Raw genomic sequence first — 26,138 nt, 5'->3', positions numbered from 1 at the left:
GAGGTCAGGCGACCGGGGTGGTCTCGGGTTCCTCGGCCGGTGTGGGCCGCCGGCCGCGCAACAAGATCAGGCCCAGGGCCGCGGCGGCGAGGGAGAATCCGACGCTGATCCACGATCCGGTGGACATGGCCGCGGTGAAGGCGGATTTCGCCGGACCGTCCAGCCCCGATCGGAATGCCGCACCGATGGATTCGCGTGCGGCGGCCGGAGCGTCCGCGGGCATGTGCGCGGTGTAGACCCCGGCCAGGACGCTGCCGATCACCGCGACGCTGATGGCTTGTCCGACCTGCTGGAGCGTGTCGTTCATGGCCGAGCCGACCCCGGCGTGCTCGACGGGTATCGCGCCCAGGATCGAGGAGTAGGCGGCGGGACCGGCCAGCCCGCCGCCGATTCCCATGATCATCATGCTGGCCAGCACCCACAGGTAGCTGTCCGCGTTGGCCAGCACCGCGAACGCCCCGGCCATCACCACCAGTCCGGCGACGATGAGCGTCTTGTTGCTCAGCGTTTTGCCCAGGGTCGCGCCCAGACCGTTGAACACGGCCGCGGCCAGGGCGTACGGCAGCAGCGCCCAGCCCGCCCGCATCGGTCCGTAACCGAGCACGAACTGCAGGTACTGGGTCAGGATCAGCAGGACCGCGCCCATGCCGAAGACCATCAGCAGCAGGGTCAGGCAGGTGCCGGTGAAATCCCGGTTCCGGAACACGCCGAGCGGCAACATGGGATGTTCCGAGCGGTGCTCCCACAGCCCGAATCCGGCGGCGGCCAGCACGGCGAGCACGATCACCGGAATGTTCCACTCCCGCTGGATGATCACGTACACCGTCGAGGTCAGCGCCACGATCGAGAGTGCGACCCCGACCGGGTCGACCGGCCGCTGCTCACCGCGGGTCTCGGGCATCAGGACCACCGCGGCCGCGATCGCGATCGCCGCCACCGGGATGTTCAGCAGGAACACCGAACCCCACCAGAAGTGTTGCAGCAGTACACCTCCCAGCGTCGGCCCGAGCACGATGCCGACCATCGACACCGTCGACCAGGCCGCCATGGCTTTGCGCCGCTCGTCCTCGGCGAAGGTGGTCATCAGGATGGACAGGGTCGAGGGCATCAGTAGTGATCCGCCGACGCCCATCGCCGCACGCGCCGCGATGACCTGCCACGGCGCGTCGGCGAGCACCGCCAGCAGCGAGGCCGCGCCGAAGACGGCCAGACCGGTGATGAGCATGCGGCGGCGGCCGAAGCGGTCGGACAGGCTGCCCGCGGTCAGCAGCAGTCCGGCGAAGACCAGGATGTAGGCGTCGAGGATCCACTGGACGTCCGCGGGTGATGCGTTCAGGTCTCGGATCAGCGACGGGATGGCGATATTGAGTACGGTGCCGTCGATCATCAGCACCAGCAGGGACAGACACAGCACCACCAGAATCCACCAGCGGCGCGGATCGCGGACGGCGTCTTCTGCCTCCGCCGGCTCTGGTACAGTGTTCGATTTCACTCGAACAGCGTACGATGAACTCGAACAGTGTGCGAGTGAATTAAGGTGGATGCCGTGTCCAAGCCATTCACCTCGGTATGGGCGCGGGAGCCGCGCCGCCCCAAAAGCTCCGGGCTCGGTCGGGAGCAGATCGTCGCGGCGGCGGTGGACATGCTCGATACCGAAGGGCTCGAAGCGCTGAGCATGCGCAAGCTCGGGGCGCGGCTGGGTGCGGGCGCGACCAGTCTGTACTGGTACGTCGCCAACAAGGACGAACTGCTGGAACTGGCCATGGACGAGGTGTGGGGACTGGTCGAGGTTCCCGATCCGGACCGGACGCCGTGGCGCGAGGTCGCTACCACCACCGCGTACGGGCTGCGCGTCACCCTGCTGGCCCACCCGTGGATGGCGAACCTGTTCGGCCGGATGCCGAGCGTCGGGCCGCACGCGTTCGCGCTGAGTGATCGGTTGCGTCGTGCGTTCGTGCGCGCCGGATTCACCGGGATCGACGTGTACCTGGCCAACGGCACGCTGATGGGATTCGTTCTGGGACAGGTCATTCCGGAGATCGGGGTGCGTCAGGCGACCGCGGGCGGAACGTACGACACCGACAGCATGGTGGCGGTGCTGGAGCGCACGGCCGCGGACTACCCGCAGATGCGCGCGGATTTCCGGGAGACGGTCGAGCTCGATCCCGAGGCCGCGCGCGCCATGGCCTTCGACTTCGCCCTGCTGTGCGTGCTGGACGGCCTCGAGGCCCGGCTCGCCGCCGCCCGCACTCCGGGGCAGCCCGAACGGATGTCGGAGCCCGCCGCCCGCGAGCGCGAATGATGCTGCGTCACAGGGGGTTCAGCCGTCGCCGGGCTCGGCCGAATCGGGGATGCTCCAGCCGACGCTGGTAACCGAAGGCTCCAAACTCAACCGGCTCACCGCCGACTCCATCTGGCGGTCGTCGCGCTCATCGCCGATCAGCTCCGCGCTCACCTCCACCAGGCCCGCCGTGCCGGCGTTGCGGCTGGAGACCGACACGAGCCGGAAACCGGTGCGGGTCAAGGCCTGGACCAGCAGGGCGCGCACGTGCGCCTCGTTGGCGTCATCGGTGACCGCAGCGAAGGAATAGTGTGCGATCTGTTCGCTACCCGCCTCGGGATGCCGGTCGACCGCGCGCCCGGCATAGCGCAATACCGTGTTCACCACGACGACGACCACCGTCCCGGCGGCCGCGGTCGAGTACATTCCCGAACCCGCCAGCGCCCCGACCGCGGCCGAACACCACAGCGTGGCAGCGGTATTGAGCCCACGCACGCTCAGACCCTCGCGCATGATCACGCCCGCGCCCAGGAAGCCGATTCCCGAAACGATCTGCGCGGCAACGCGGGTCGGGTCCGCCGAGGTGCCGTGGAAGCCGTGCGCGGACAACAGGACGAACAGCGTCGCACCCGCCGCGACCAAGGCGTTGGTACGCAGGCCTGCCATCCGGGCACGGTACTGGCGTTCCACGCCGATCACCGCGCCGAGGCCGACTCCGGCCCCGAGGCGCAACAACATCTCCACGGTCGTCATCACGTACTCCTGATCTGGCGAACACGCTGGTCCGCGCCGGAGGTTACCGGTACGGCGGCCGGGGAAGGAGGATTGGAGACGGTGGCGTGGTGAACAGTCGGCAAAGGCCACGGCCGCACGCTCGGCTCACTCGCGGTACATCGTCCGGTAGGCGGAGATCGTCTCGACGATGTGGTCGACCAGTTGTTCCCGGGTCGCGCGCAATCTGCCGTTCAACCAGGCCGAGAACATCCCGGCATTGCCCGCGGCCATCGTGACCGCGGCCAGGCGCCGCCGCGCGGGGTCGGCGATGTGGGTGAACAGATGATCCTGGATCAGCCGGGTGAAGGCGGGCATCACCGCGATGGTGGTCTGCCCGAGACCGGTCGAGGAGTACGGCTCCACCAGGAACAGCCGCGATTTGCGTGGGTCCTTCAGGACGGTGTCGATGAGCGTCTCGGCGAGTGCGCGGATCCGCTCGGGATCGTCGGCGACGGCGAAAGCGGTCATCGGTTCCAGGAATTCGGTGGCCACCTGCCGGTACAGCACGTCGAGCAGCTCGTCGCGGTCGGCGAAGCTCTCGTAGAAGTAGCGGTCGGTCAGGCCCGCGCGGCGGCACACCGCGCGCATGGTGACCCCGGCCGCGCCGGCTTCTCCGATCAGATCCAGCGCGGCCTCGAACAACGCCGTGCGGCGGGCCTCGCGACGTTCGGTGAGGGTGGTCCCGCCCCAGATGCGGGGTTCGGGACCGGGGGAGTCCTGACCTGATTGCACGAGAACAACCCTAACGGGAAGGCTCAACCGAGCAGCTCGTCGATATAGCACCAGCGCCACTTCTCGCCGGGTTCCACGCTGCGCATGACCGGATGCCCGGTGTCGGCGAAATGGCGGCTGGCGTGATTGCCCACCGAGGAGTCGCAGCATCCGACGTTCCCGCAGGACAGGCACATTCGCAGATGCACCCAGGTCAGCCCCTCGGCGATACATTCGGCGCAGACCTCGGGCAGGTCCGGCACCGCGAGGTGCGGCGCCTCGCGAAGATGTTCGCACGCACCGGTGGCCGGGCCGCGCAGCGGATCGGACGGCAGATCGTCGGCCTCGGCGACCCGGTCGATGGTGGACTCCTCGATATCGAGCACGCCCATCACACGGTCCAGGATCTCGTGTTCGAGGGTGCCCGAATCACGTACGCGCAGTACCGCTTCGCGTTCGGCGGCCAGCATCGCCAGCCGCAGCCGTCGGTACTCCCCGCTGGGGGTGATCCGCACCGATTCCGCGCGACCCAGCTGTTCCCACGCCGCGTACGCCCGGCGCTCGACCCGATCCCGCAGTGCGGCAACGACTTCCGGGGGCGTCTCGGGGACGATGTGCTGCTCCAGCGCGGCCAGTCCCGCGGTGGTGGCCTGTTGCAGCAGGTTCGCCTCCTGCAGAGCGTCCTCGGCGCGACTGGGCCCGCGCAGCCGCAGCAGTCGCACCAGCAGGGGCAGCGAGACACCCTGCAGCAGCAGGGTGCCACCCACGACCACCAGTGCGAGCAGTTTGAGGGTGGCCAATTCCGGTGTGCTGGAAGGCAACAGCAACGCGCCGGCGAGCGTCACCACGCCGCGCATCCCGGCCCAGGACACCACGGTCGGGCTGGTCCACGGCGGTGCGGGCTTACCGCGCGGGCGGGATTCGACCCACCAGGCGAAATAGGTGGCCGGATACACCCAGATCGGCCGGGCCAGCACCACGGTGAGCAGTACCGCGGCGCAGGTGAGCAGCAGCGTGGTGTGGTCCAGGCCGCTGGACCAGGCGTCCTCGAGGATGTGCCGGACCTGCAGGCCCATCAGCAGGAAGACCGCGTTCTCCAGGATGAACTGGATGGTGCGCCAATTGGTGCGCTCGGCGATGCGCGAGGCCGCGGTCTGCCACACCGGCGCGCCCTGTCCGAGGACCAGCCCGCACACCACGACCGCGATCACCCCGGACGCGTGCGCCGCCTCGGCGGGCAGATAGGCGGCGAACGGGGCGATCAGCGACAGACTGGTGTCCAGGACCGGATCGATGATGCGGCGGCGCAACAGCGCGAGCACCCCGGCCGCGACGATGCCGATCGCCGCGCCGCCGACGGCCGACCACAGGAAATCGCCGCCGGCCTGCCACACGCTGAACGCACCGGCCATCGCGGCGACCGCGGTCCGCAGCGCCACCAGTGCGGTGGCGTCGTTGAACAGTGCCTCGCCCTCGAGCAGGGTCACGATGCGCCGCGGCATGCCGACCCGCCGCGCGATGGCCGTGGCCGCCACCGAATCCGGCGGGGACACGATCGCCCCGATCGCCACCGCGGCCGCGAACGGGATGTGCAGCATGGCGTGCACCACGCCCGCGACGGCGAAGGTGGTGAACAGCACCAGACCCACCGAGAGCAGCCCGATGGACAGCTTCTTGGGTTTGAACTCGACCAGGGAGGTGCTGATCGCCGCGGTGTACACCAGCGGCGGAAGCAGTCCGAGCAGCACCATTTCGGGATTGATGTCGATCTCGGGCACGAAGGGCAGATAGGACGCGCCGATACCGGCGACCGTGAGGATCAGCGGTTCGGCCATGCCGACTCGGCGGGCGAGTGCGGCCAGGCCCACGGTGACCGCGACCAACGCCACCAGTCCGAATGCGATATGCACATTCATATCCTGCCAGTCGGGCATCCGACCAGCACGATCGGCTCGGGTGGGCCCGGATCGCGTCTCGGCGGGGTTCGGCGCGACCCGACGTGGCACATGCGCGGTGTTCGCGGCGAGCCCCGGCCGGGCCCGGTGCCGCAGGTGTGCCGATGGCGTACCTGGGCAATCCGCTCGGTGGCGGGTGTGTGCGGCCGTGGTCGCCTGTACGAGCTGTCCGACCACACCCGCATACTGGTTGGCGTGAGCGAGGTTGCGAGCGAACCGAACAGACAGCACTTCCGGCATACCGCCGCCGCCGGGGCGGGCGGGGCGCGGTGCGTGCGCGACCGATCCGCGGCAGTGGTGCGTCCGGCGGCCGAGAGCACCGGGACGCGGTCGTGAGAGGGTTCGCGCGGGAACCGTGGACGCGGAGTTCATCGCGTGCGGCGACGCCCGGCGCCGGTGAGGTCGTGTCGTGAGGGGTTTCGTCGGTGCGATGTGGCGTCGGCGCTTCCGGTGTGCGCGGAGGAAGGATGCCGGTGGATTCGTGGACGCGCGATGGGTACGGTGCGCTGGGCGCACGTCGGATGTGAGTGGTAGCGAGGTGGAGTTGTGAGTGCGTCGCGGGAGAACACGGGTTCGGGGCCGATCGTCACGGTGTCCGGGCCGATCAGCCGGCGCAATCCGCGCCGCACGGAACTGGTGCTGTGCATCGCGGCGGTGGTGATCGTGGCGGTGGCGGCACTGGCGATGTCCGAGGCCACCGGCGGCACGGATTCGCTGCGCTGGGCGCTGACGGTGTTCGTGGTGCTGACCCTGCTGGCGCATGTGGCCGTGCGGATCCTGGCCGCCAAGGCCGATCCGGTGATCCTGCCGTGCGTGGTGCTGCTCAACGGGCTGGGACTGGTCCTGATCGATCGGCTGGACCGCGCCGAGGCGACGACCGCGGCGTCGCAGGGCGAGCCCGCGCCCTCGTCCGACGCCGCGCATCAGCTGATCTGGACCGCCGTGGGCATCGCGCTGTTCGCGGCGGTGCTCGCGATCGTGCGCAATCACAGTCAGCCCGCGCGGTATGCGTACACCTGCGGCCTGGCCGGTGTGGTGGCGTTGCTGGTGCCCGCGGTGTTGCCGTCGAAATTCAGTGAGGTCAACGGCGGTAAGAGCTGGATCATGTTCCACGGCTTCTCGATTCAGCCCGGTGAGTTCGCCAAGGTGCTGCTGCTGATCTTCGTGGCCGGTTTCCTGGTGGCCAACCGCGATCTGTTCAGTACCGCGGGCAAGAAGGTGCTGTGGTTCACCGTGCCGCGGCTGCGCGATCTGGGTCCGCTGCTGCTGGTGACGCTGTTGGCCGTGCTCGTGCTGGTCTACGAGAAGAACCTGGGATTCTCGCTGCTGGTGTTCGGGACCGTGCTGGCGATGGTGTACATCGCGACGCGGCGCGCGTCCTGGCTGCTGATCGGAATCGCGATGTTCGCGGTCGGCGCGGTCATCGCCTACAACCTGTTCGCGCACGTGCGAGTTCGAGTGCAGGTGTGGGAGGACCCGTTCGCGACGTACTACACCAACGGATTCCAGATCGCGCAGGGCCTGTTCGGACTGGGCACCGGCGGTCTGTGGGGGGCCGGACTGGGAGCGGGGCGGCCGCAGGAGGTGCCGTTCGCCAAGACCGACTTCATCATCGCCACCATCGGCGAGGAACTGGGGTTGTTCGGGCTGACCGCGGTGATCATCCTGTTCATGATCATCACGTTGCGCGGTTTCAGCGCGGCGCTGACCACCCGCGACTCGTTCGGCAAACTGCTCGGCGGCGGGCTGGCGTTCTCACTGGGCTGGCAGCTGTTCGTGGTGGTCGGCGGTGTCACGAAACTGATCCCGCTGACCGGTCTGACCACGCCGTTCATGTCCTACGGCGGATCCTCGCTGCTGGCCAACTACATCATCATCGCGCTGCTGATCCGCATCTCGCACGATGCGCGCAGCGTTCCCGCGCCCGCGCCTCCGCCGGCCGCGCCGATCGCGGACGCGATGACCGAACACATCGCCCGGCCGCAGAACTGACCCACGCCGGATCAGCCGCGCGGCGACCCCTCGAGCGGTTTGCCGGCATCGCGCCAGGCGACGATGCCGCCGTCCAGGCTGCTCGCGTCGTAGCCGGCGCGCCGGGCGCGCGCGGCGAAGCGCCGGGACACCTCCCCCACCGGGCAGACGAACACCAGCGGGCGGGTGCGGGAGAACGGGATCCCCTGGGCGAACATGTCCTCCAGCTGATCGTCGCGGATATTGAGCGAGCCCGGGACGTGCCCGATCCGGTAGGCCATCGCGCCCCGGGTGTCGACGACGACCGGCGCGGGCGTGCCATCCGCGCGGGCGTCGAGGCGTTCGAGCTGCTCCGGGCTCAACGCGGGCACCGCCGCGAGTTCGGCCGCGTCGGGCGCCGCGGCCCGGGAATCATTGCGGCCGAACAGGTCCGGGCGGCGCTTCTTGATGTACGACAGGTACGGTTCGATCCGGTCGCAGACGATCACGACCGCGACCACCGGTGCGGTCGCGGCAGCGGCCGAATGATCCACTGCGCGTAAGTGTTCCAGCGCGGCGGCGTAACTCGCACCGCTGGTGGGGCCGGCGAGGATGCCGTATCCGGTGGCCAGTTCCAGGGTGCCCTCGATCGCGGTCGCCGCGGTCACGGTCATGATGCGGTCGTAGAAATCGGGCTGGAACAGCCCCACATCCCACATCTCGGTCTCCGAACGGATGCCTGGGATGAAATCCGTGCGTTCGGAAACGACGGCGACCGTGCGCAGGTCGGGATTGTGTTTGCGCAGGAAGGTCGCCGTGCCCCGGGTGGAGCCGGTGGTGCCGAGTCCGCCGATCAGATAGTCGACCCCCGCGCCGCCGAGGTCCTCGTGGATCTCCTGGCCGGTGCCGTGATAGTGCGCCTCGATGTTCTTCTCGTTGGTGTACTGCGACGGATGATGGTACGCGCCGGGATTTCTGGCCATCGTCGCCTCGATGACCGAGTAGACGTCGTTGGGTGTGGTCGGGTCCGGGCATTCGGACAGGCCGGGCAGTTCCTCGATCCGGGTGCCGAACAACTGCAGCAGGTCGCGCACCTCGCCGACCTTGATGCGGTTGGTGATCGCGTGCAGGTCCACCCCGCGCATCGCGCCCAGAATGCGCAGGGCCTTGGCGGTATTGCCGCTGGACGCCTCGATCAGAGTCCGGCCGCGGGCGGCGATCTCGTCGAGATCGTCGCGGATCATGCCCCAGGCCACCCGGTCCTTGACCGAGCCGAACGGGTTGCAGGACTCCAGTTTCGCGTAGAGGTCCACGTTCTCCAGCCCGTGCACGGCGGGATCCAGCCGCAGCAGCGGGGTGTTGCCGATGAGTTCGGTGATGTGGTCGTAACGCATCAGGCGACCCCGTCGGCGGCGGCGTTCAGAGCATCGAACACCGAGTACTCGGGTCCGTCACCCACCGGTGCGGGTTCGTATTCGGCGTCGGGGCAGATCCGGAACCCGTGCCCGTCATGAGTGACGGCGAGTTTGGGCGGCGGCTCGTGCATCGATGCCGAGGACGCCGACAGATCCATGTGGTACGCGGCGGTATTCGGGAAGACGACCAGATCCCCCGGCTGCGGCTGCACCGCGGGCCAGACCTTGTGATTGGTGATGAGATCGCGCTCGAGACACAGCCTCCCGGCGAAATAGACTCCGGCCCGGCCGGATTCGGGCGCGCGACGAGCCTCGCGCGGCAGCACCAGCGGATCCACCATGACCTCCTGATCGGCCGGAGTGACCGCGTCGCGCGAGAGGTCGAGATCGACCAGCACGCTGCCGTCGGCGGCCCGTTTGACGAATTCGACTCGGGCAAGCGTGATTCCGGCGTGATCGACCAGCGCCTTGCCCGGTTCGAGCCAGATCTCGAGCATGTTCTCGGTGGCGATCTGCGCGAAGGTGCGGCCGCCGTGTCCCTCCAGCGGCGCGGCGAGCAGGTCGTCGAGCATGCGGGCGGCGGGCACGGTGTTGGCGTATTTGTGGAACACCGGCGTGCCGTGTACGCGGGCGCCGTCGATCTGATAGCCGAAGGTGTTGCCGCCCCAGGCCATCGGCTCGCCGCGACCCAGCAGCGCCTCGCGTAACGCCAGGACGTAGGCGTCGAACCGGTTCGCGTCCGCGGTGAACACCTGCCGGAATCCGCCGCCGATATCCAGCACGGACGGAGCCAGGTCGTAGGAACACGCCAGTTCGATCAGCTCCAGACAGGCTTCGATCGCCCGCAGGCGTTCGGTGGGCTCCCCGGAGTCGATGTGGAACGCCAAGCCCCGGAAGTCGATCCGGCTGCGATGGGCCGACAGTGTTCGCAGAGCATCCTCGGCCTCGTCCAGCGCGATGCCGAATCGGCTCACCGCACTGTTGCGGAAACCCGAGACGCGCAGCAGCACAGGAACTCTCGAACGATCTGCGGCGAGTTCGGCGAGCCGCCGCAACTCCCACAGGTTGTCCACATTGACACTCACCCCGGCATCGACGAGTTCGCGCAGGAACCGCTCACCCTTGGGGCCGGTCGCCTCGATCCGATCCGCGGAGAATCCGGCGCCGATCGCGGCGGACAGTTCCCGGGCGGAAGCCACATCGACCGCTATACCCGCGCGCTCGGCGGTGCGCAGCAGGGCACGCGAGCGATTCACCTTGTGCGCGTAGCATATTCGGTAACGGGAGCGATGGGCGTCCAGTACCGATCGCAACCGGCCCAGATTCTCCGCGTACACCTGCGGGAACAGCAGATGGACGGGCGAGTCGAAACGGGTCAGCGCATCCCGCACCGCGCCTGGGGTATTCAGGAACGCGCGCACCAGCGGATGGATCTTGGCCGGAAGCTCCGGGACCGGTGCGCTCATCGCGCCGTCTCGGAAAGCGGGACCTCCCGCGGCAATGCGGTGGCGTGTGCGGGCGGGGCCTGGGTCGGGTTGTACCCGCTGTCGCGCAGTGCCTCGAAGGCGCGGTGGCGATTGCGCGGACTGCGGAACTCCGCGACCACCCGTTTGCTGATCAGATCGATGTCGTGCACCCGGATCTGCATGGACTCCAGCACGCCGGTGATGGTGCGCACGCAATGTTTGCAGTTCATGTCCGGGACGTGGAAAACCTGGTTCTCCGTGTCGAGTTCGCCGTCGCCGAATTCGGTGTCGTCCGCGATCTCGATGACGGTCAGGCGCGGCGCGATCGCGATGAACAGCTCCACGAAACGGTCCACCACCATCGGCAGGACGCTGTAGTGCTCGCCGTCGAGCCGATGCGGCGCGGCGGCCAGACACGCGGGGCGGGTGCCGGGCGGCAGCAGCGCGTATTGGCGGGAGATGAGATCCAGCTCGTCATGGTACTTCTCGATCGCCGCGGGCACCGACATTCCCTCGATGCCGGTGGCGCGGCGCATGACCGCGTGCGCGTCGGCGATGGTGGTCTCCTTCATCGCGCGCAGGGTGGCCACGGTGCCGGCGGTGTAGCGGACGGTGCCGTCGGGCTGGGTCGCGAAACTCACCGGAATCATCCCGCGCCGATAGCTGGAGGCCTGCAATTCCCAGTACCAGCGGGTGGCGACAGCGCCGAAGATGCCCGAATCGCGCATGCCGCAGGCGAATTCGACCGCCGTGCGATAGGGCGTGGTGTGTGCGAGCAGGGCGTGCTGGGCCAGGGCCCGGCCGGTCGCCTCGATGCCCACCCGGAACACGTCGATCGGATCGTGATCGGTGGTGGTGCCCTCGAGCACGTCCCGATCGGCTCGAGTCAGCGCCGAGACGCGTTCGGCGAGTGCGGAATCGGCTGCCAGGGCGTGCCACAGCGCGAGCACCGCCTCGCGGGTGGCGATCGGGACGATCGGACCGAGACCATCGGCGCGGATATGGCCGGTGTTCGGGATGCCGTCGCTGTCGGTCCACGCGATCCGATGGGTCGCGCTGGTGACCTGGTCGGGGCGGCACGGTCGCATGAAGCTTTCCAGATACATCCGCTGGGACAGCGTCAGATGGCTGCCGGACTCGGGGCGCATGACCGCCAGGGTGTAGTCGATGTGCGTCGCGTCGGTGGGCGTGAGCCGGTCGAACAGGCCCGGACGTGCCAGTGCGGCCAGGACGCTCGCGGCCGCACGCCGATCGTAACGGGGGTGTGGCGGGCTGACTGTCATGGTTCGACCTCCCTGGCGATCGCGGCGACACACCCGACGAATCGATCGATATCGTCGGCGCTGGTGTAGATGTGCGTGCTGACCCGGACCGAATCCGCATCCGAGTGCCCGTGCGCGGGCGGTACGCAGTGCGCGCCGGTGCGAACCAGGAATCCGGCCTCGGCCAGGACGAAACCCAGATCGGCCGAACCGATTCCGGTGATGGTGAAAGATGCTGTGCCGTAACCGATTTCGCATGGAGCGTACGCCGGGCCGGGGCTGAACCCGAGTCCGGGCAGCGGGCGCAGGCCGTCGATGAGCCGCCGGGTCAGCACCCGGTTGTGCTCGGCGATGACGTCCAGGCCGATCTCGTCGAGTACGTCCAGCGCCGCGCCGAGGGCCAGGATGCCGGGGATGTTGTGGGTGCCGCCCTCGAGCCGTTCGGGCATCGCGGCATAGGTCAGGTTCGATTCCGCCTGCGCCACACCGGAATTCCCGCCCGGCAGGAAAGGCGTGAGTTGCTCGTGCACGCGCCGGGCACAGTAGAGCACGCCGGTGCCGGGCGCGCCGAACATCTTGTGCGCGGACAGGATCGCGAAATCCGCGCGCAGTTCGGTGACCTCGAATGGCAGATGCCCGCCGCTCTGGCTGCAATCGAAACACAGCAGAATGTGCGGATCGAGCCGATCCCGCAACTCCTCGAGGGTGCTCACCGCACCGAACACATGATGCAGATGGCTGACGGTGATCAGCCTGGTGCGCGGGGAGAGCTTGGCGGCGATGTCCGCGGTGTCGGCCTCACCGAGTTCGGTGACCCGGTAGGGAACCAGCCGTATCCGGCGGCCGAATCGGGCCAGGGTGTCGCGCAGGTGCAGCCACGGGTACACGTTCGAGGCGTGATCGCGTGGGCTGTAGAGGATTTCGTCGCCGTCGTCGAGATTCGCCAGACCCCAGCTCAACGCCACGGCGTTGAGGCCCGCGGTCGCGCCGGGGGTGAAGACGATCTCCTCGGCGCAAGCGCCGAGCCGGGCCGCGGTCCGGTCCCGGACGTGCTCGATGGCGCGGGTGAGCGTCGTGGCCCACGGGTAGGTGCCGCGGCCGGTGTTGGCGGTGCGCTCGCGCAGGTACCCCTCGACCGCCGCGATGACCGGTGCGGGCTTCTGCGTGGTCGAGGCGCTGTCCAGGTACACCTCCGGCGCCGCGCCGATCGCCGGGAACAGCCGGCGCACCGTCTCGGGCGAGATCGGTTCGGGCGGTGGGGGTGTCGGCCCGGGCGGGGAAGGGCTCGGTGCGGGAGCCCGGACGGCCGGGTGAGGAGCGGGAACAGACCCGGATACAGCTGACCGCAAACGCGACGCTCCCTTCGGCTCGTACGCTCCGACTCATCCAACGATACGCATATTCGGCGAGTTGTTCGAAGCGTGTCGCCGACAACGACTTTCGCGGGGCGCCGGACGCGGCGAAAATCCCGGAAGTCACCGGCTTCGGACCGCGGTCATCGGGTCACTTGCCCGCGGGGTCCGGCCCGCCGGGATTGCACAGCGCCTGCACGGTGGCGTCGTAGCCGACCGCCGGCCGCCAGGGCTCGAGATTCCAGCTCGGCTTGTCCGGTGAGACCAGTCTTGCCCACTGCCAATGGCATTCGAACTGGTCGTACATGCCCGGAGTGTCGGCGTCGGGTGCGTCCTGGCGCACTTCGGCCCAGGCGCGCCCCAGCGCGGCCGGGAACCAGTCGGCCCGGCCCGCCGCGGTCGGGTAGACGTGCAGGCGGCGGCCGTCGGGGTCGTCGGTCCACTGGGTGTGGTCGATGAGCGGAGCGTTCGGATACGGGTCGGTGGCCGGAGCCCCTCCCGGCGTGGTGGGGCTCGAAGTGGCGGGCACCGCAGGCGTCGTGATGTGAGCCGGTGCGGGGGCGCGCGGCGTGGCGGACGAGACGGTGCCCACCGCCACCGGAGCGGATTCGTCGGCAGCGCCGCACGCGCCGGTCAGCAACGCCGCCAGCAGCAACGCTGCCAGCGGTGGTGCGATGCCGTACTTCATCCGGTGGCCCCCTTGGCTGGTTCGCTGTGGCGCCTGACACGGTACCGCCCGGCTCGCGCGGGCAATCCGGCACTCCGGCCGCGGCCGACCCGGCATGTCCGTCCTGCCCGACATCGCGACGCCCTCGACGTACCATGGACCGGTGGCCGCACAGCTGACCAAGGGACAGATCGATCGTCTGACCGTCGAGGATCTCACCGTGTCCGTGCAACACGAGGCGTCGATCGATGTGTCGGCGCTGCTGTTGAATTCGGCCGGGCAGGTGCGCAATCAGCGCGATCTGATCTTCTACAACCAGACCACGGGCCCGGGCGTGCGGCTGCTGGCCGGGCAGGCGCCGGGCTTGTCGATCGAATTGGGCTCGCTGCCAAGGGATGTCGATCACGTCCGGGTGATCCTGAATCTGACCGATCAGCAGGCCCACTTCGGCGATTTCGCGCCGCCGGTGGTGCGGATCGAGGGCGCGAACGGAAATCCGTTGTACGAGTACGTCATCGACGATCTGGGCCGCGAGGGCGTGGTCATCGCCCTGGATCTGGACCGGGTCGGCCGGGGCTGGCAGGTGAACGTGCTCGGATACGGTTACGACGCCGGGTTCGAGGCGTTGGTGACTCAGCACGGTATCCGTGTGGGCGGGCCGGAGGAAGCCGAAACGAGCTATCGCGGTCCCGCGGAACTGAATCCGGGGCAGGAGATCCCCCTGAACCATGTGCGCAACGGCGAGCTCAGCATGGTGAAGATGGCGCTGGGCTGGGACCCGGTGCGCGGGCCCCGCCTGCGCAAGGTCGAGGTCGATCTGGATGCCTCGGCGCTGGTGTTCGCCGGTCACAAGGTGGTCGACGCCGCGCTGTTCAGCCAGTTGACCTCCCGCAACGGTGCGGTCCGGCACTCGGGAGACAACGTCGACGGCAGTGGTGCCGGGGACGACGAGACCATCACCGTGGATCTGGCACGGTTGCCCTCGCAGGTGACCGCGGTGGTGTTCGTGGTGACCTCCTACAAGGGCCACACCTTCGAACGGGTCCGCCACGCGTTCTGGCGACTGGACGACGGAATCGTCGGGATGCAACTGGCGCGCGGCGATCTGAACGCGGGCGGTTCGCACACCGCGATGATCGTCGCGAAGGTCTACCGCGACGGCGGGCCCTGGCGGGTCGCTTCGATCGGCGCTCCGATCGATGCGACCCACCCGCTCGACACGGTCGAGCACGTCCTCCGATATCTCTAGGCCGCCCCCCGGGATCAGGCGCTGTCGCGTCCGGTGATCTCGACGATCGGCAGGACCAGCGCCGCAGGGGCAGAAGCGGGTACCACCGGATTGTGCGGTGCGACAGGGGAAATGCGCCGGTACCCCGCGCTCTGCTCGGGGCGGGTGTCCTGTTCTCCCTTGTTCGGCCACAGGGCCGCGGCCCGCTCGGCCTGGGCGGTGATCGTCAGCGACGGATTCACCCCGAGGTTCGCCGAGACCGCGGCGCCGTCGACCACGCTCAGCGTGGGATATCCGTAGACCCGGTGATACGGGTCGATCACGCCGTGCTCGGCGTCCGACCCGATCGGCGCGCCACCCAGGAAGTGCGCGGTGAGCGGGATGTTGAACACCTCGCCCCAGCTGCCGCCGGCGATGCCGCCGATGGTGTCGGCGACCTTGCGGGTCACCTCGTTGCCGACCGGGATCCAGGTCGGATTCGGTTGTCCGTGGCCCTGTTTGGAGGTCATCGTGCGGCGGCCGAAAAGCCCGCGTTTGGTGTAGGTGGTGATCGAGTTGTCCAGGTTCTGCATGACCAGCGAGATGATGGTGCGCTCGCTCCAGTTCCGGACGGTGAGCATCGAGATCAGCCGCACCGGGTGCTTCAGCACCTCGAGCACGAAGCGCAACCAGCGCGGGATGCGGCCGCCGCCGTCGACCATGAGAGTCTGCAGCAGGCCCATCGCATTGGACCCCTTGCCGTAGCGGACCGGCTCGACGTGCGTGTCGGCGGTCGGGTGGATCGAGGACGTGATGGCCACGCCCCGGGTGAAATCGCGATCCGGATCCACCGTCCGGGTGGCCGCGCCGACGATCGATTCGGAATTGGTCCGGGTCAGCTGGCCGAGCCGGGGTGAGAGCGCGGGCAGAATTCCCTTGTCCCGCATGGCGAACAGCAGCTGCTGGGTGCCGCGGGTACCGGCGGCGAGCACCACGTTCGAGGCGGTCAGCGTGGCCGGCGATTTGCGGAACCAGGACCCGGTCCGTTCGGTGCCGACTTCCCAGGAGCCGTCCGGCAGTGGCCGCACGGCGGTCACCGTGGTCAACGGAAATACTTGGGCCCCAGCCTGTTCGGCGAGATACAGGTAGTTCTTGACCAGGGTGTTCTTCGCGCCGTGGCGGCAGCCGGTCATACACTCGCCGCATTCGAGGCAGCCGGTGCGCTCGGGGCCCGCGCCGCCGAAGTACGGGTCCGGCACGGTCTTTCCGGCCTCGCCGAAGAAGACGCCCACCGGTGTCTGCACGAAGGTGTCACCGAAGCCCATCTCGTCGGCGACCTGTTTGAACACCTCGTCCGCGGGGGTCATGTGCGGGTTCTGCACCACCCCGAGCATCTTGCGGGCCTGCTCGTAATAGGGGGTCAGCTCGGCCTGCCAGTCGGTGATGTCGCGCCACTGCGGATCGGTGAAGAACGGGGTCGGTGGCACGTACAGGGTGTTGGCGTAGTTGAGCGAGCCGCCGCCCACCCCCGCGCCCCCGAGGATCAGCACATCGCGCAGCAGGTGGATGCGCTGAATGCCCAGGCAGCCGAATTTGGGCGCCCAGATGAACTTGCGCAGATCCCAGCTGGTCTCGGGCAGCTCCTCGTCGGTGAAACGCCGTCCGGCCTCCAGGACCCCGACCCGGTAACCCTTCTCGACCAGCCGTAACGCCGTGACACTCCCGCCGAATCCGGAGCCGACGATCAGTACGTCGAAATCGGTGTCCCGCTGGGTCATGGTCTTGCTCCTCGCGTGCTGTCGCCGGTGACCGAGGCTACGTTACTACTCGGTAGGTTAGGTCGGCGCGAGAGTCCGTCACCCGGTGCCGCTTAGGATTCCCGGGTGACCGGATACGACGACGCCTTCGAGCACCTCGACACCTCGATCCTGCCGCCCCGCCAGCAGCGGATTCTGGCCACGATCCGGGATTCGGTGCAGCGGCACGGATATCCGCCCAGTACCCGCGAGATCGGTCAGGCGGTGGGACTGCGTTCCGCCTCGACGGTGTCGCGGCATCTGAAAGCGTTGGAGGACAAAGGTTTCCTGCGACGCGGTGAGTCGGTGTCCCGGCCGATCGACGTGCGGCTGTTCCTGCGGTCCGCCGCGGCTCCCGAGCGCGACGAGCAGGCCGTCGAGGTGCCCGTGGTTGGCGATATCGCGGCCGGTACGCCGATTCTGGCGCAGGAACACACCGAGGACACCCTCACCCTGTCCCGGCAGCTGGTGGGCCGTGGCACGGTGTTCGGCCTGCGGGTGCGGGGCGATTCGATGATCGATGCCGCGATCTGCGACGGCGATATCGTCGTCGTGCGCCGTCAGCCCGAGGCTCAGACGGGGGAGATCGTCGCCGCGATGATCGACGGCGAGGCGACGGTGAAGGTGTTCCGGCGGCGCGACGGGCACGTCTACCTCGAACCGCGCAATCCGGCCTATTCGGTCATCGACGGCGATACAGCGGTGGTGCTGGGCAAGGTGGTCTCGGTGATGCGGCGTATGTAGTGGCACACAATCTGAAACAAGTCCAGTTCGCCAAACGATAGCCGGTCAACTACAGTTCCGGGCGCCATATCGTCCGGGGCATCGCTATGAGTTTTGTAACGGAGGTGCGCATGAGGCGCGGAATTCGGATCGCAACGGCTGCCGCGGCGGCCCTTTTCGCGGGGTTGTCTACCGTGGTCGCGGCAGGCCCCGCCGCCGCGTCGAGCGATCCGGTGATCGCGTCGAAGAATCCACTGGCAGAGCGGGTTTCCCAGGACGGTTCCAAGCTCGCCGGATTCAGTGTCGTCGATCCCACCCACCTGAAGCTGAGCGTGTTCTCCGCGGCGATGAACAAGCCCATCACCGTGGAGGTGCAGCGCCCCGCCGACGCGTCCGTGGCGCGACCGACGCTGTACCTGCTCAACGGCGCGGGCGGCGGCGAGGACGGTGCCAGCTGGGACGCGCAGGCTCCCGACGCGCTGAAGTTCCTGGCCGCCAAGAACCTGAACGTGGTGCAGCCGGTCGGCGGTGCCTGGAGTTACTACGCGGACTGGCGGGCGTCGGACCCGAAGCTGGGGGTCAACAAATGGAAGACCTTCCTGACCCAGGAACTGCCGCCGATCATCGACGGCGCGCTCGGCACCACCGGTGTGAACGCGATCGCCGGCCTGTCCACCTCGGGCACATCGGTGCTGGCGCTGGCGATCGCCAAGCCCGGGCTGTACAAGTCGGTGGCCGCGTACAGCGGTTGTGCGCAGATCAGTGACCCCATCGGATATCGGTTCGTGAATCTGGCCACCGGGGTGTGGGGCGGCGGCAATACCATGAACATGTACGGCCCGGAGAACGATCCGATGTGGGCGGCGAACGATCCGTACGTGCACGCCGACCAGCTGCGCGGGCTGAACCTGTTCATCTCCAGTGGTTCCGGCCTGCCGGGTAAGTACGACACGCTCAACGGCCAGTACGCGCTGCCCGGCTCGTACGGCCTGGGCGACCAGCTGATCATCGGCGGCGTCATCGAGGCCGCGGTCAACGGGTGCAGCCACAACCTGCAGGCCAAGCTGAACAAGCTCGGCATTCCGGCGACCTACGACTTCACGCCGACCGGCACCCACTCGTGGGGTTACTGGCACGACGATCTGCTCCAGTCCTGGCCGGTGCTGGCCAAGGGCCTGGGCCTGCCCGCCTGAGCGCACTTCCCGAACGCCCCGTCGCCGGCCGCGGCGGGGCGTTTTCCGTAGCCCACCGGCGCGGGCGATCGCCCGGTGCGCCTCGGCCACGCCGGTGACGGTGCGGATCGGTGGGGCATCGATGGCGCCGAGCCGAAACGCGGTGTGTGACTGCGGGGTCGGGCCCGGGATGCCGTTCGCGGTCGGCCTCCCGTTCCCCGGGGGCGGTGGGCTCTGGCAGGATCGATGGATATGAGTGGGCACGATTGGGTGGGGGAGCGCGGCGGGGCCGCGGGGGCGGCGACCCGTGGCGCACCCGGGGTGAGCACCGTCGTCGAGACCGGCGCCGGGCGGGTGTACGGCGTCGCGGAATCGGTGGGGGCGTACGCTTTTCGCGGAATCCCCTACGCCGACTCACCGGTCGGGGAGCTGCGGTTCGCGCCGCCGCGACCGCATCCGGGGTGGGCGGGTGTCCGGGACGCGGCCGGGTCGGGTCCGGCGGTGCCGCAGTGGCCCTCGCGGCTGGAAGCCATCATGGGCGCGCGAATTCCGCGCTGGGACGAGGACGGCTGCCTGACGGTCGACGTGTGGGTGCCGCAGGGCGAGTCGCCGACGCCGCGCGCGGTGCTGCTGTGGTTCCACGGCGGCGGATTCACCAGCGGCAGCGGCGGCTGGGACTGGTACGACGGCGGCCGCCTGGCCGCTCTCGGCGATATCGTCGTGGTCACCGCGAACTACCGCCTCGGCCCGCTGGGATATCTGCGGCTGCCCGGTGTGGACAATCTCGGCTCCCAGGACCAGGCCGCGGCCCTGCGCTGGGTGGTTGCGAACATCGCGGCATTCGGCGGTGATCCGGAACTGATCACGGTCGGCGGCCAGTCCGCCGGCGCGTTCTCGGCGATGGCGCTGGCGACAGATCCGGACACCGGTCCCTCGGTGCGCCGGGTGATCGGCCAGTCCGGGCCGTGGGGAATGAGCCCCCAGGATCCGGACGAGGCCACTGCCATCAGCGGGAAATATCTTGCGCTGCTGGGTATTACGGACGACGGCGCCGATCCGCTGCCCCGGCTGCGGTCCCTGCCGGTGCTCGACCTCGTGCAGGCCTACGCCCGGCTGATGCTGGAAACCGCGGTGCCGGGCCGGATCGCACCGCCGTTGTATCCGGTGCTGGGCGGTGCGATCCACTCCGCGGGCTGGCGCGATCTGGTCCCGGCGGGCGCGCTGCGCGGCAAGGATGTGCTGCTCGGCGCGACCGGCAACGAACTCGGTGCGTTCTTCGCGCTGAACCCGGTGATCCGGATGATCTCCGACGATGCGGCGGTGCGGCTGCTCGGCGATGTCGCGGGGGAGTCGGGCCAGGCTCGCTACCGGGCATACCTGGCCGAACATCCCGATGCCGGGCCCGCCCGCGCCCTGACGTTCGTCGCGAGCGAGGCGATGTTCGGCGACGATCTGAGCGTTTTCGGCGAAGCCCTTGCCGCGCAGGGCAATCCGGCCCATATCTACCGTTTCCTGCGCGAGCCGTCGCCGGACCCGTTCGGCCTCGGCGCGGCGCACTGCGCGGATCTGCCGTATCTGTTCGGCACATTCGACAGCTATCCTAACGCGCCGATGCTCGGCACGGTCGGCGCGCGGGACCGGGCCCTGTCCGTGCAGTTCGGCGGCGCGCTGGCCGCATTCGTGGCGACCGGGTCACCCAACGGGCGGGGCCTCGAGCCGTGGAAACCGTGGTTGCCGGGCCCGGAGCCCGACGTGCGCGAGTTCTGACCTACCGGCGCCGCCCGGACTCGGGCGGCGCCGGTGCACTCAGTGCGGGGCGGCGGACAGGTCGAACAGGACCAGCCCGTCCATCCGCTGCGGCGTGTAATGCGCCGACACCCAGTTGAAGATGTCGGTATTGCCCACCGGATGCCACAGTGCGCCGTCCGAATCCTGCTGCCCGGCAGGCTGTTTCGGCTGGTGTGTGGCCGGCGGGCGAGCGGGCTCGTTGCGCCACGAATCCGGGAGTTTCACCTCGGGCGCGATGTAGTAGGTGACCTGGTGGGTGCGGACCATGTCCTGGAACCGCGCGAGGGTCGGCACCGGATCCTCGGAGGTGAATCCGCCGATCGCGATGACCGAGGTGTGGCTGGCCAGCTCCAGACCGGCGGCCGGGCCGGAGCGTTCGGTGGCGGCCGACCAGGTGGTGGTGGTGTGCCGCAACATATCGACCAGCTGCGGTGGGTATCCGTCCCCGCCCATGAACATGCCGAACGCGTGCCGCATCCGGGCGAAGGCCGGGGGCAGCTCGTCCCGGTGCGCCGGACCGACCGACGGACCGCCGCCGGTATGCGCCTGCGGCAGAGTGGCCGCGGCGTAGGCGGTCGAACCGCCCAGTGCGGCAATCATTCCGGCGGCGACCAGAACGGCCGTGGTGCGCCGGTGGATTCGGCGGGACAGCGCGGGAACCGCGGTCAGCGCCAGTCCGGCGGCCGCGAGGACCGTCACCACCAGGACGGTCCAGCGCAGCCACGGCTGCCAATCCGAATTGCGTTGCAGCAGGACGAATCCCCACACGCCGCCGGCGAGAATCAGTGCGGCCGAGCCGAGTCGGCCCAGCGTGGTCCCGCGCCGCCGCCACATTTCCAGCACACCGAGCGCGACGGTCCCCGCGATGGCCGGTGCGATGGCCAGGGTGTAGTACGCGTGCATACCGCCCTGCATCCCCGCGAACGCCGCGCCATCGATGAGCAGCCACAGTCCGAAGGTCAGCGTCGCCCCGCGCACCAGATCGGTGCGCGGGGCCCGGCCGCGGGAGATGAGCACCAGCACGAAGGCCACGATCGCGGCGGGCAGCAGCCAGGAGATCTCGAAGCCGATCTCGCCGGTGAACAGCCGTTCGGCGCCGTTGCCGCCGCCGAACGGCCCGCCGCCGTGCATGTGCGGGAACTGGTAGCCGGCGGGCATCTGCATCATCTTGCGGCCCATGTGGTTGTGCCCCAGATACCGCGCGAAACCGTTGTAGCCCAACACCAGATCCATGAAGGTGTTGTTCGTGGAGCCGGCCAGATACGGGCGCGAGCCGGCCGGCCACAGGATCGTCAGCAGCACATACCAGCCCGAGGAGACGATCAGCGCGACCGCGGCGGCGAGCAGATGCCCGATCCGCCGGCCGAACCCGGTCGGCGCGACCACCAGGTAGGCCAGCCCGAGGGCGGGCAGCACCATCAGGCCTTCGAGCATCTTGGCCAGGAACGCGAACCCGAGCGCGACCCCGGCAAGCATCAGCCAGCGCACGCTCGCCCAGCGCAGTGACCGGATCGTGCAGTACGCCGCTGCTGTCATCAGCAGCACCATCACCGCATCGGGATTGTTGAACCGGAACATCATCGCGACCACGGGCGTCACCGCGAGCATCGTCCCGGCGAGCAGTCCCGCGCCGCGACTGTCGGTGGCGCGCGTGATCGCGCCGTACATCAGTGCGACCGCCGCGATGGCCATCAGCGCCTCGGGGATCAGCATGCTCGCACTGCTGAAACCGAACAGCTGCCCGGACAGGCCCATCACCCACTGTGAGACGGGCGGTTTGTCGACGGTGATGAAGTTGCCCGGATCCAGGGAGCCGAACAACAGCGCCTTCCAGCTGCGCGAACCGGCCCAGGCCGAGGCGGCATAGAAGTTGTTGCCCATGCCGTTGACGGTGATGTTCCACAGATAGGCCGCGGCGGTGCCCGACAACAACACCGCGAGCCCGATCCGCTCCCAGCGCCGGGCCGGCCCGAGGGCCGGATTCCGCTCGGCGAGCGGCGGAGGGGTCGATTCGGACATGGCGGTATCGGCAGTGGTCGCTGTCACCGCGCAAGTCTGTCCCGAGGACCGGTGAGAAGTCTGGCGTGTAGCTGTGAGGAGTCTGTGAAATTCGAGGGAACCGGGCCGGTTTCGGCCTATATTGGCCCCCGAAGACAACCCGTTCGATCGATCGTCGGAGGAGATCCGTTGCGCCGCATCCTGTTCACCGCGTCCGCGCTGGCCGTACTGGCACTGACCCCGGCCCTGGCCGCCGCGCAAGGGCCGGGGCAGGTGGCGGTCCGCCTGCAGGCCTCGACCCTGGGCACGAACTTTCCGGTGACAGGACTGTCGGCCTCGCTCACGCCGTGTTCGGGCGGTCCGGCGGTGGCGACCGCGACGACCGGCGCGAACGGAACCGGCACGGCGTCGGTCCCGCTGGGGTGCTACCGCGTCAAGGTCACCGCGGTCCCGTCCGGCTGTTCCCTCGATGGCAATCCGGCCGTCCAGGTGGTCGCCCTGCCGGGGATGTCCCCGCAGGCGGCCTTCCGCGTCCGCTGCGCCTGACCGCCGTGGCCGCGCGCCGTTGAGCTAGGTGAGGGCCCTGGTGTGTGCGGTGTAGCCGTGCGCGGCCGCCACCGACTCGGACAGCAGCTCCCCGCCGTGGGTGCTCAGGCCGGCGGCCAGGCCCGGGTCGGCGGCGACGGCCTCGCGCCAGCCGCGATCGGCGAGTGCGAGCGCATACGGCAATGTGGCGTTGGTGAGTGCGACGGTCGAGGTGTACGGCACCGCGCCGGGCATATTCGCCACGCAGTAGAACACCGCGTCGTGGACGCGATAGGTCGGGTCGTCGTGTGTGGTGGGTCGTGAGTCGGCGAAGCAGCCGCCCTGATCGATGGCGATGTCGACCAGAACCGCGCCGGGCTTCATCTGCGCGACGAGTTCGGTGGAGACCAGGGTCGGCGCCTTCGCGCCGGGGACGAGTACCGCGCCGATGACCAGATCGGCTTCACGCACCGTCTGCTCGACCTCGTGGGCGTTGGAGACGATGGTGCGCACCCGGCCGCGGTAGCGCGCGTCGAGTTCGCGCAGCGGGCCGATGTTCACGTCCAGTACGGTGACCTCGGCCCGCATCCCGACGGCGATCTCGGTGGCGTTGCGTCCGGCGACACCCGCGCCGATCACGGTGACCTTCGCGGGCGGAGTTCCCGGGACGCCGCCCATCAGCACGCCGCGTCCGCCGCCGCTGCGCATCAGGTGGTAGGCGCCGGCCTGAGGCGCGAGCCGGCCGGCTACCTCGCTCATCGGCGCCAGCAGCGGCAGCGAACCGCCCCGGCCGGTGACGGTTTCGTAGGCGATGGCGGTGGTTCCGGCGGCCAGCAGCGCGTCGGTGCATTCCGCCGACGCGGCCAGATGCAGATAGGTGAACAGCACCTGATTCGCGCGCAGGCGCGAATATTCTTGCGCCACTGGTTCTTTCACCTTCAGGATCAGCTCGCCGGTGGCCCAGACCGCGTCGGCGGATGCCAGCATGTGCGCGCCGGCGAGCTTGTAGGCGTCGTCCTCGAACGCCGATCCGATCCCGGCGCCGGTCTCCACGTACACCTCGTGCCCATGGCCGACCAGTTCGCGGACCCCCGCCGGAGTGCACGCGACCCGGTACTCGTGGTTCTTCACCTCACGGGGGATTCCGATCTTCATCTGCGCTCCTCGTTCTCGGCTGGTTGGACGCGCAGCCGCGTCGTCCTGTCGATAGTGAGTATGAAGATTCTGCGTGATACCGGCTAGATCACCGAAGTTAATTCTGTATTTACTGAGTAAATTATCTGAACCGTCGGGAAGTAGGGCTGGTATGGCCTGTTCGTCGAAGCATATTCGGTGATTGGCCGGGGTGGTGGAGCGTCGCGGTGCGGCGCGCCGGTCAGGCGCCGCGCCGGCGGCTCAGGGCTCCGTCGACGGCGGTGTACGCGGCCGCGACCAGGATCAGGATCGCCGAAACGAGCAGGGCGATGTCGAGGCCGTGGTGAAAGGCCGTCTTACCGGTGTTGATCGCCTCGGAGACCTTCGACAGATATTTCAGGTACGGGGTGATGTCGACACCGTGCGGGATGCGGCCGCGTTCGACGGCATCGATGGCGTTGGGTTGCAGTTCCGCGGGCAGCCCCTCGGCATTCATCCGGTCCCGCAGATCGCCGGTGAGGTAGGCGTTCACCAGGGATCCCAGGACCGCGACGCCGACCGCCGAACCGACCTGACGCATCGTGTTGGTCACCGCGGCGGCCATGCCCGAATGTTCCGCCGGGACGCCGGACAGCACGGCCGAGGTCAGCGGCACCACCGCGATGCCGAATCCGAGCCCGGCCACCGCCATCGCCGAGGCCAGCGGCACATCGTGCGGCGGCGCGGTCTCCAGGACCTGCCGCGTCAACAGGATCCCGCCCGCGCCGACCACGCAGCCGACGATCATCGGCACCCGCGAGCCGTACCGCGCCACCCACACGCCCGTGGCGAGCGATCCGACGATGATCGCGATCGCCATCGGCGCGAACACCGTGGCCGTGCGCGAACCCGAATACGATTGCATCACTTGCAGATACAGCGCGGTGAAGAAGAAGATCGAGAACACGCCGAAGTAGACCGCGAAGGCGACCACGAGCGCGCCGCGCACCGCGGGCAGGCGCAGGTAGCGGAAGTCGAGCATCGGTGCGCGCGCTCGCGTCTCCACGACGACGAATCCGGCGAAGGCGACCGCGCCCAGCACGAACAGCGCGATCACCGAGGGCGCGTCGTAGCCCCGGTCCTCTCCGGAGGTCGCGGCGTAGATCACCGAACCGAGGAACAGCGCGCCGAGCACGATTCCGGCCCAGTCGATCGGACCCGGATGCGGATCGGCGCTCTCGGGAACCGACCACAGCGCCGCCAGCAGCGCCGCCGCGCCGATGATCAGGTTGAACCAGAAGATCGAGCGCCACCCGTACGCGTGCACCAGCACACCGCCCAGCACCGGTCCGGCCGCCAGCGCCAGCCCGGATACCGCCGCCCACACGCCGACCGCGCGGGCACGCTTGCGCTCGTCCGGATAGATGTGCCGCAGCACCGACAAGGTCCCCGGTTCCGAGGCCGCGGCCCCCAGGCCCATGATCGCGCGTCCGGCGATCAGCACCGGCACGCTCGCGGCCAGGGCGGCCACGACCGATCCGGCGCAGAAGATCACCAGTCCGGCGATCATGACCCGCTTGCGGCCCCACCGGTCGCCGAGTGAGCCACCGGCCAGCATCAGCCCGGCGAACACGAGCGTGTAGGCGTTGACCACCCACTGCAGCAGCATCACGTCGGTGCTGAGTTCGTGCCGGATATCGCCCAGGGCGACGCTCACGACGGTGGTGTCGAGAAAGGTGACGAACAGGACGGCAGTCACCGCTGCCAGTGCAATCCCCGGCCGCTTGGCAGTACCCGGGGCATTGTCGATGCGCTCCACCGGCACAGGCTAACGGTCCGGGCCAACGCATGGGGACCGAGTTTCCAGGTGTATTCGATTGGACGGCAATTGTTGCCGCAGAACCCATCGGCCGTTGTCCCCGGGGACGCGTCGGTGGGCTCCGGCCCGAGGTTCTCGGGGCCCGCGGCCGGCCCGGTGGACCC

General features: G+C 69.0%; 20 protein-coding genes. 7 read left to right on the top strand and 13 right to left on the bottom strand.

Translation table 11 applies throughout. The annotated features are described in order from the left end of the window. Positions 1–4: 4 nt before the first annotated feature. On the bottom strand, positions 5–1,492 hold the full coding sequence (locus AC5WS7_RS07430; protein WP_495953559.1) for an MFS transporter: 1,488 nt from the start codon (positions 1,490–1,492) through the stop codon (positions 5–7). A 54-nt stretch (positions 1,493–1,546) separates the two neighbouring features. Between AC5WS7_RS07430 and AC5WS7_RS07425 the strand changes: the two genes are divergently transcribed. Then, positions 1,547–2,302: a TetR/AcrR family transcriptional regulator C-terminal domain-containing protein gene (locus tag AC5WS7_RS07425; protein ID WP_495953558.1), complete on the top strand. Its 756-nt coding sequence runs from the start codon at positions 1,547–1,549 to the stop codon at positions 2,300–2,302. Positions 2,303–2,320: 18 nt separating this feature from the next. Here AC5WS7_RS07425 and AC5WS7_RS07420 read toward each other — a convergent pair whose 3' ends face one another. The 3 genes from AC5WS7_RS07420 to AC5WS7_RS07410 all read right to left on the bottom strand — a co-directional run bounded on the left by AC5WS7_RS07420 (position 2,321) and on the right by AC5WS7_RS07410 (position 5,682). Continuing rightward, entirely contained in the window at positions 2,321–3,034 is a 714-nt protein-coding gene (locus AC5WS7_RS07420) for an MgtC/SapB family protein (RefSeq protein WP_495953557.1), read from the bottom strand. A 126-nt stretch (positions 3,035–3,160) separates the two neighbouring features. Continuing rightward, complete coding sequence (locus AC5WS7_RS07415; protein ID WP_495953556.1) at positions 3,161–3,787, bottom strand: TetR/AcrR family transcriptional regulator; 627 nt, start codon at positions 3,785–3,787, stop codon at positions 3,161–3,163. A 23-nt stretch (positions 3,788–3,810) separates the two neighbouring features. Beyond that, positions 3,811–5,682: a Na+/H+ antiporter gene (locus AC5WS7_RS07410; protein WP_495953555.1), complete on the bottom strand. Its 1,872-nt coding sequence runs from the start codon at positions 5,680–5,682 to the stop codon at positions 3,811–3,813. A 585-nt stretch (positions 5,683–6,267) separates the two neighbouring features. On the opposite strand from AC5WS7_RS07410, the gene AC5WS7_RS07405 reads away from it, so the two are divergent. Next, the gene (locus AC5WS7_RS07405; RefSeq protein WP_495953554.1) at positions 6,268–7,713 is read left to right on the top strand and encodes an FtsW/RodA/SpoVE family cell cycle protein; all 1,446 of its coding nucleotides are present in this window, start codon (positions 6,268–6,270) and stop codon (positions 7,711–7,713) included. An 11-nt stretch (positions 7,714–7,724) separates the two neighbouring features. Here AC5WS7_RS07405 and AC5WS7_RS07400 read toward each other — a convergent pair whose 3' ends face one another. From AC5WS7_RS07400 to AC5WS7_RS07380, 5 genes are all read right to left on the bottom strand, one after another. Continuing rightward, positions 7,725–9,065, bottom strand: a complete 1,341-nt coding sequence (locus tag AC5WS7_RS07400) for a pyridoxal-phosphate dependent enzyme (RefSeq protein ID WP_495953553.1) — start codon at positions 9,063–9,065, stop codon at positions 7,725–7,727. Beyond that, the gene (locus AC5WS7_RS07395; protein WP_495953552.1) at positions 9,065–10,552 is read right to left on the bottom strand and encodes an alanine racemase; all 1,488 of its coding nucleotides are present in this window, start codon (positions 10,550–10,552) and stop codon (positions 9,065–9,067) included. The genes AC5WS7_RS07400 and AC5WS7_RS07395 overlap by 1 nt, the downstream gene beginning before the upstream one ends. Continuing rightward, positions 10,549–11,835, bottom strand: a complete 1,287-nt coding sequence (locus AC5WS7_RS07390) for a heavy-metal-associated domain-containing protein (protein ID WP_495953551.1) — start codon at positions 11,833–11,835, stop codon at positions 10,549–10,551. Before AC5WS7_RS07390 ends, AC5WS7_RS07395 begins: the two co-directional genes overlap by 4 nt. Next, complete coding sequence (locus AC5WS7_RS07385; RefSeq protein WP_495953550.1) at positions 11,832–13,043, bottom strand: aminotransferase class V-fold PLP-dependent enzyme; 1,212 nt, start codon at positions 13,041–13,043, stop codon at positions 11,832–11,834. Before AC5WS7_RS07385 ends, AC5WS7_RS07390 begins: the two co-directional genes overlap by 4 nt. 274 nt (positions 13,044–13,317) lie before the next feature. Next, positions 13,318–13,854, bottom strand: a complete 537-nt coding sequence (locus AC5WS7_RS07380) for a DUF2599 domain-containing protein (RefSeq protein ID WP_495953549.1) — start codon at positions 13,852–13,854, stop codon at positions 13,318–13,320. A gap of 142 nt (positions 13,855–13,996) precedes the next feature. Here AC5WS7_RS07380 and AC5WS7_RS07375 point away from each other — a divergent pair, with 142 nt between their 5' ends. Beyond that, entirely contained in the window at positions 13,997–15,082 is a 1,086-nt protein-coding gene (locus AC5WS7_RS07375) for a TerD family protein (protein ID WP_495953548.1), read from the top strand. A gap of 14 nt (positions 15,083–15,096) precedes the next feature. On the opposite strand, the gene AC5WS7_RS07370 is transcribed toward AC5WS7_RS07375, so the two are convergent. Continuing rightward, positions 15,097–16,818, bottom strand: coding sequence for a GMC oxidoreductase (locus AC5WS7_RS07370; RefSeq protein ID WP_495953547.1), 1,722 nt, complete (start codon positions 16,816–16,818; stop codon positions 15,097–15,099). A 105-nt stretch (positions 16,819–16,923) separates the two neighbouring features. Between AC5WS7_RS07370 and lexA the strand changes: the two genes are divergently transcribed. From lexA to AC5WS7_RS07355, 3 genes are all read left to right on the top strand, one after another. Next, positions 16,924–17,580, top strand: a complete 657-nt coding sequence (lexA, locus tag AC5WS7_RS07365) for a transcriptional repressor LexA (RefSeq protein WP_495953546.1) — start codon at positions 16,924–16,926, stop codon at positions 17,578–17,580. 110 nt (positions 17,581–17,690) lie between these two features. Further along, a complete protein-coding gene (locus AC5WS7_RS07360) occupies positions 17,691–18,752 on the top strand; it encodes an alpha/beta hydrolase (RefSeq protein WP_495953545.1) in 1,062 nt (353 codons plus the stop codon). Between the two features lie 231 nt (positions 18,753–18,983). After that, positions 18,984–20,498, top strand: coding sequence for a carboxylesterase family protein (locus AC5WS7_RS07355; protein WP_495953544.1), 1,515 nt, complete (start codon positions 18,984–18,986; stop codon positions 20,496–20,498). 39 nt (positions 20,499–20,537) lie between these two features. Here the strand turns inward: AC5WS7_RS07355 and AC5WS7_RS07350 are convergent, their stop codons facing one another. Then, entirely contained in the window at positions 20,538–22,538 is a 2,001-nt protein-coding gene (locus AC5WS7_RS07350; protein WP_495953777.1) for a glycosyltransferase family 39 protein, read from the bottom strand. A gap of 168 nt (positions 22,539–22,706) precedes the next feature. Here AC5WS7_RS07350 and AC5WS7_RS07345 point away from each other — a divergent pair, with 168 nt between their 5' ends. Continuing rightward, a complete protein-coding gene (locus AC5WS7_RS07345) occupies positions 22,707–23,063 on the top strand; it encodes a hypothetical protein (protein ID WP_495953543.1) in 357 nt (118 codons plus the stop codon). A 24-nt stretch (positions 23,064–23,087) separates the two neighbouring features. On the opposite strand, the gene ald is transcribed toward AC5WS7_RS07345, so the two are convergent. Both ald and AC5WS7_RS07335 read right to left on the bottom strand, forming a co-directional pair. Next, positions 23,088–24,197 (bottom strand): alanine dehydrogenase, encoded by a 1,110-nt coding sequence (gene ald, locus AC5WS7_RS07340; RefSeq protein ID WP_495953542.1) that lies wholly within the window; start codon positions 24,195–24,197, stop codon positions 23,088–23,090. 220 nt (positions 24,198–24,417) lie between these two features. Next, a complete protein-coding gene (locus AC5WS7_RS07335; RefSeq protein WP_495953541.1) occupies positions 24,418–25,974 on the bottom strand; it encodes an MFS transporter in 1,557 nt (518 codons plus the stop codon). Positions 25,975–26,138: the final 164 nt, after the last annotated feature.

This window comes from Nocardia sp. PLKS1-43, from assembly GCF_059510335.1.
Note: the sequence above shows the minus strand (reverse complement) of the source record. Positions and strands in the feature narration are given on the sequence as shown.

Coding starts and splice junctions, on each gene's coding strand:
- AC5WS7_RS07420 (WP_495953557.1), bottom strand. CDS start 3,034: ATGACGACCGTGGAGATGTTGTTGCGCCTCGGGGCCGGAGTCGGCCTC.
- AC5WS7_RS07410 (WP_495953555.1), bottom strand. CDS start 5,682: ATGAATGTGCATATCGCATTCGGACTGGTGGCGTTGGTCGCGGTCACC.
- AC5WS7_RS07400 (WP_495953553.1), bottom strand. CDS start 9,065: ATGCGTTACGACCACATCACCGAACTCATCGGCAACACCCCGCTGCTG.
- AC5WS7_RS07395 (WP_495953552.1), bottom strand. CDS start 10,552: ATGAGCGCACCGGTCCCGGAGCTTCCGGCCAAGATCCATCCGCTGGTG.
- AC5WS7_RS07390 (WP_495953551.1), bottom strand. CDS start 11,835: ATGACAGTCAGCCCGCCACACCCCCGTTACGATCGGCGTGCGGCCGCG.
- AC5WS7_RS07380 (WP_495953549.1), bottom strand. CDS start 13,854: ATGAAGTACGGCATCGCACCACCGCTGGCAGCGTTGCTGCTGGCGGCG.
- AC5WS7_RS07370 (WP_495953547.1), bottom strand. CDS start 16,818: ATGACCCAGCGGGACACCGATTTCGACGTACTGATCGTCGGCTCCGGA.
- AC5WS7_RS07360 (WP_495953545.1), top strand. CDS start 17,691: ATGAGGCGCGGAATTCGGATCGCAACGGCTGCCGCGGCGGCCCTTTTC.
- AC5WS7_RS07355 (WP_495953544.1), top strand. CDS start 18,984: ATGAGTGGGCACGATTGGGTGGGGGAGCGCGGCGGGGCCGCGGGGGCG.
- AC5WS7_RS07350 (WP_495953777.1), bottom strand. CDS start 22,538: ATGTCCGAATCGACCCCTCCGCCGCTCGCCGAGCGGAATCCGGCCCTC.
- ald (WP_495953542.1), bottom strand. CDS start 24,197: ATGAAGATCGGAATCCCCCGTGAGGTGAAGAACCACGAGTACCGGGTC.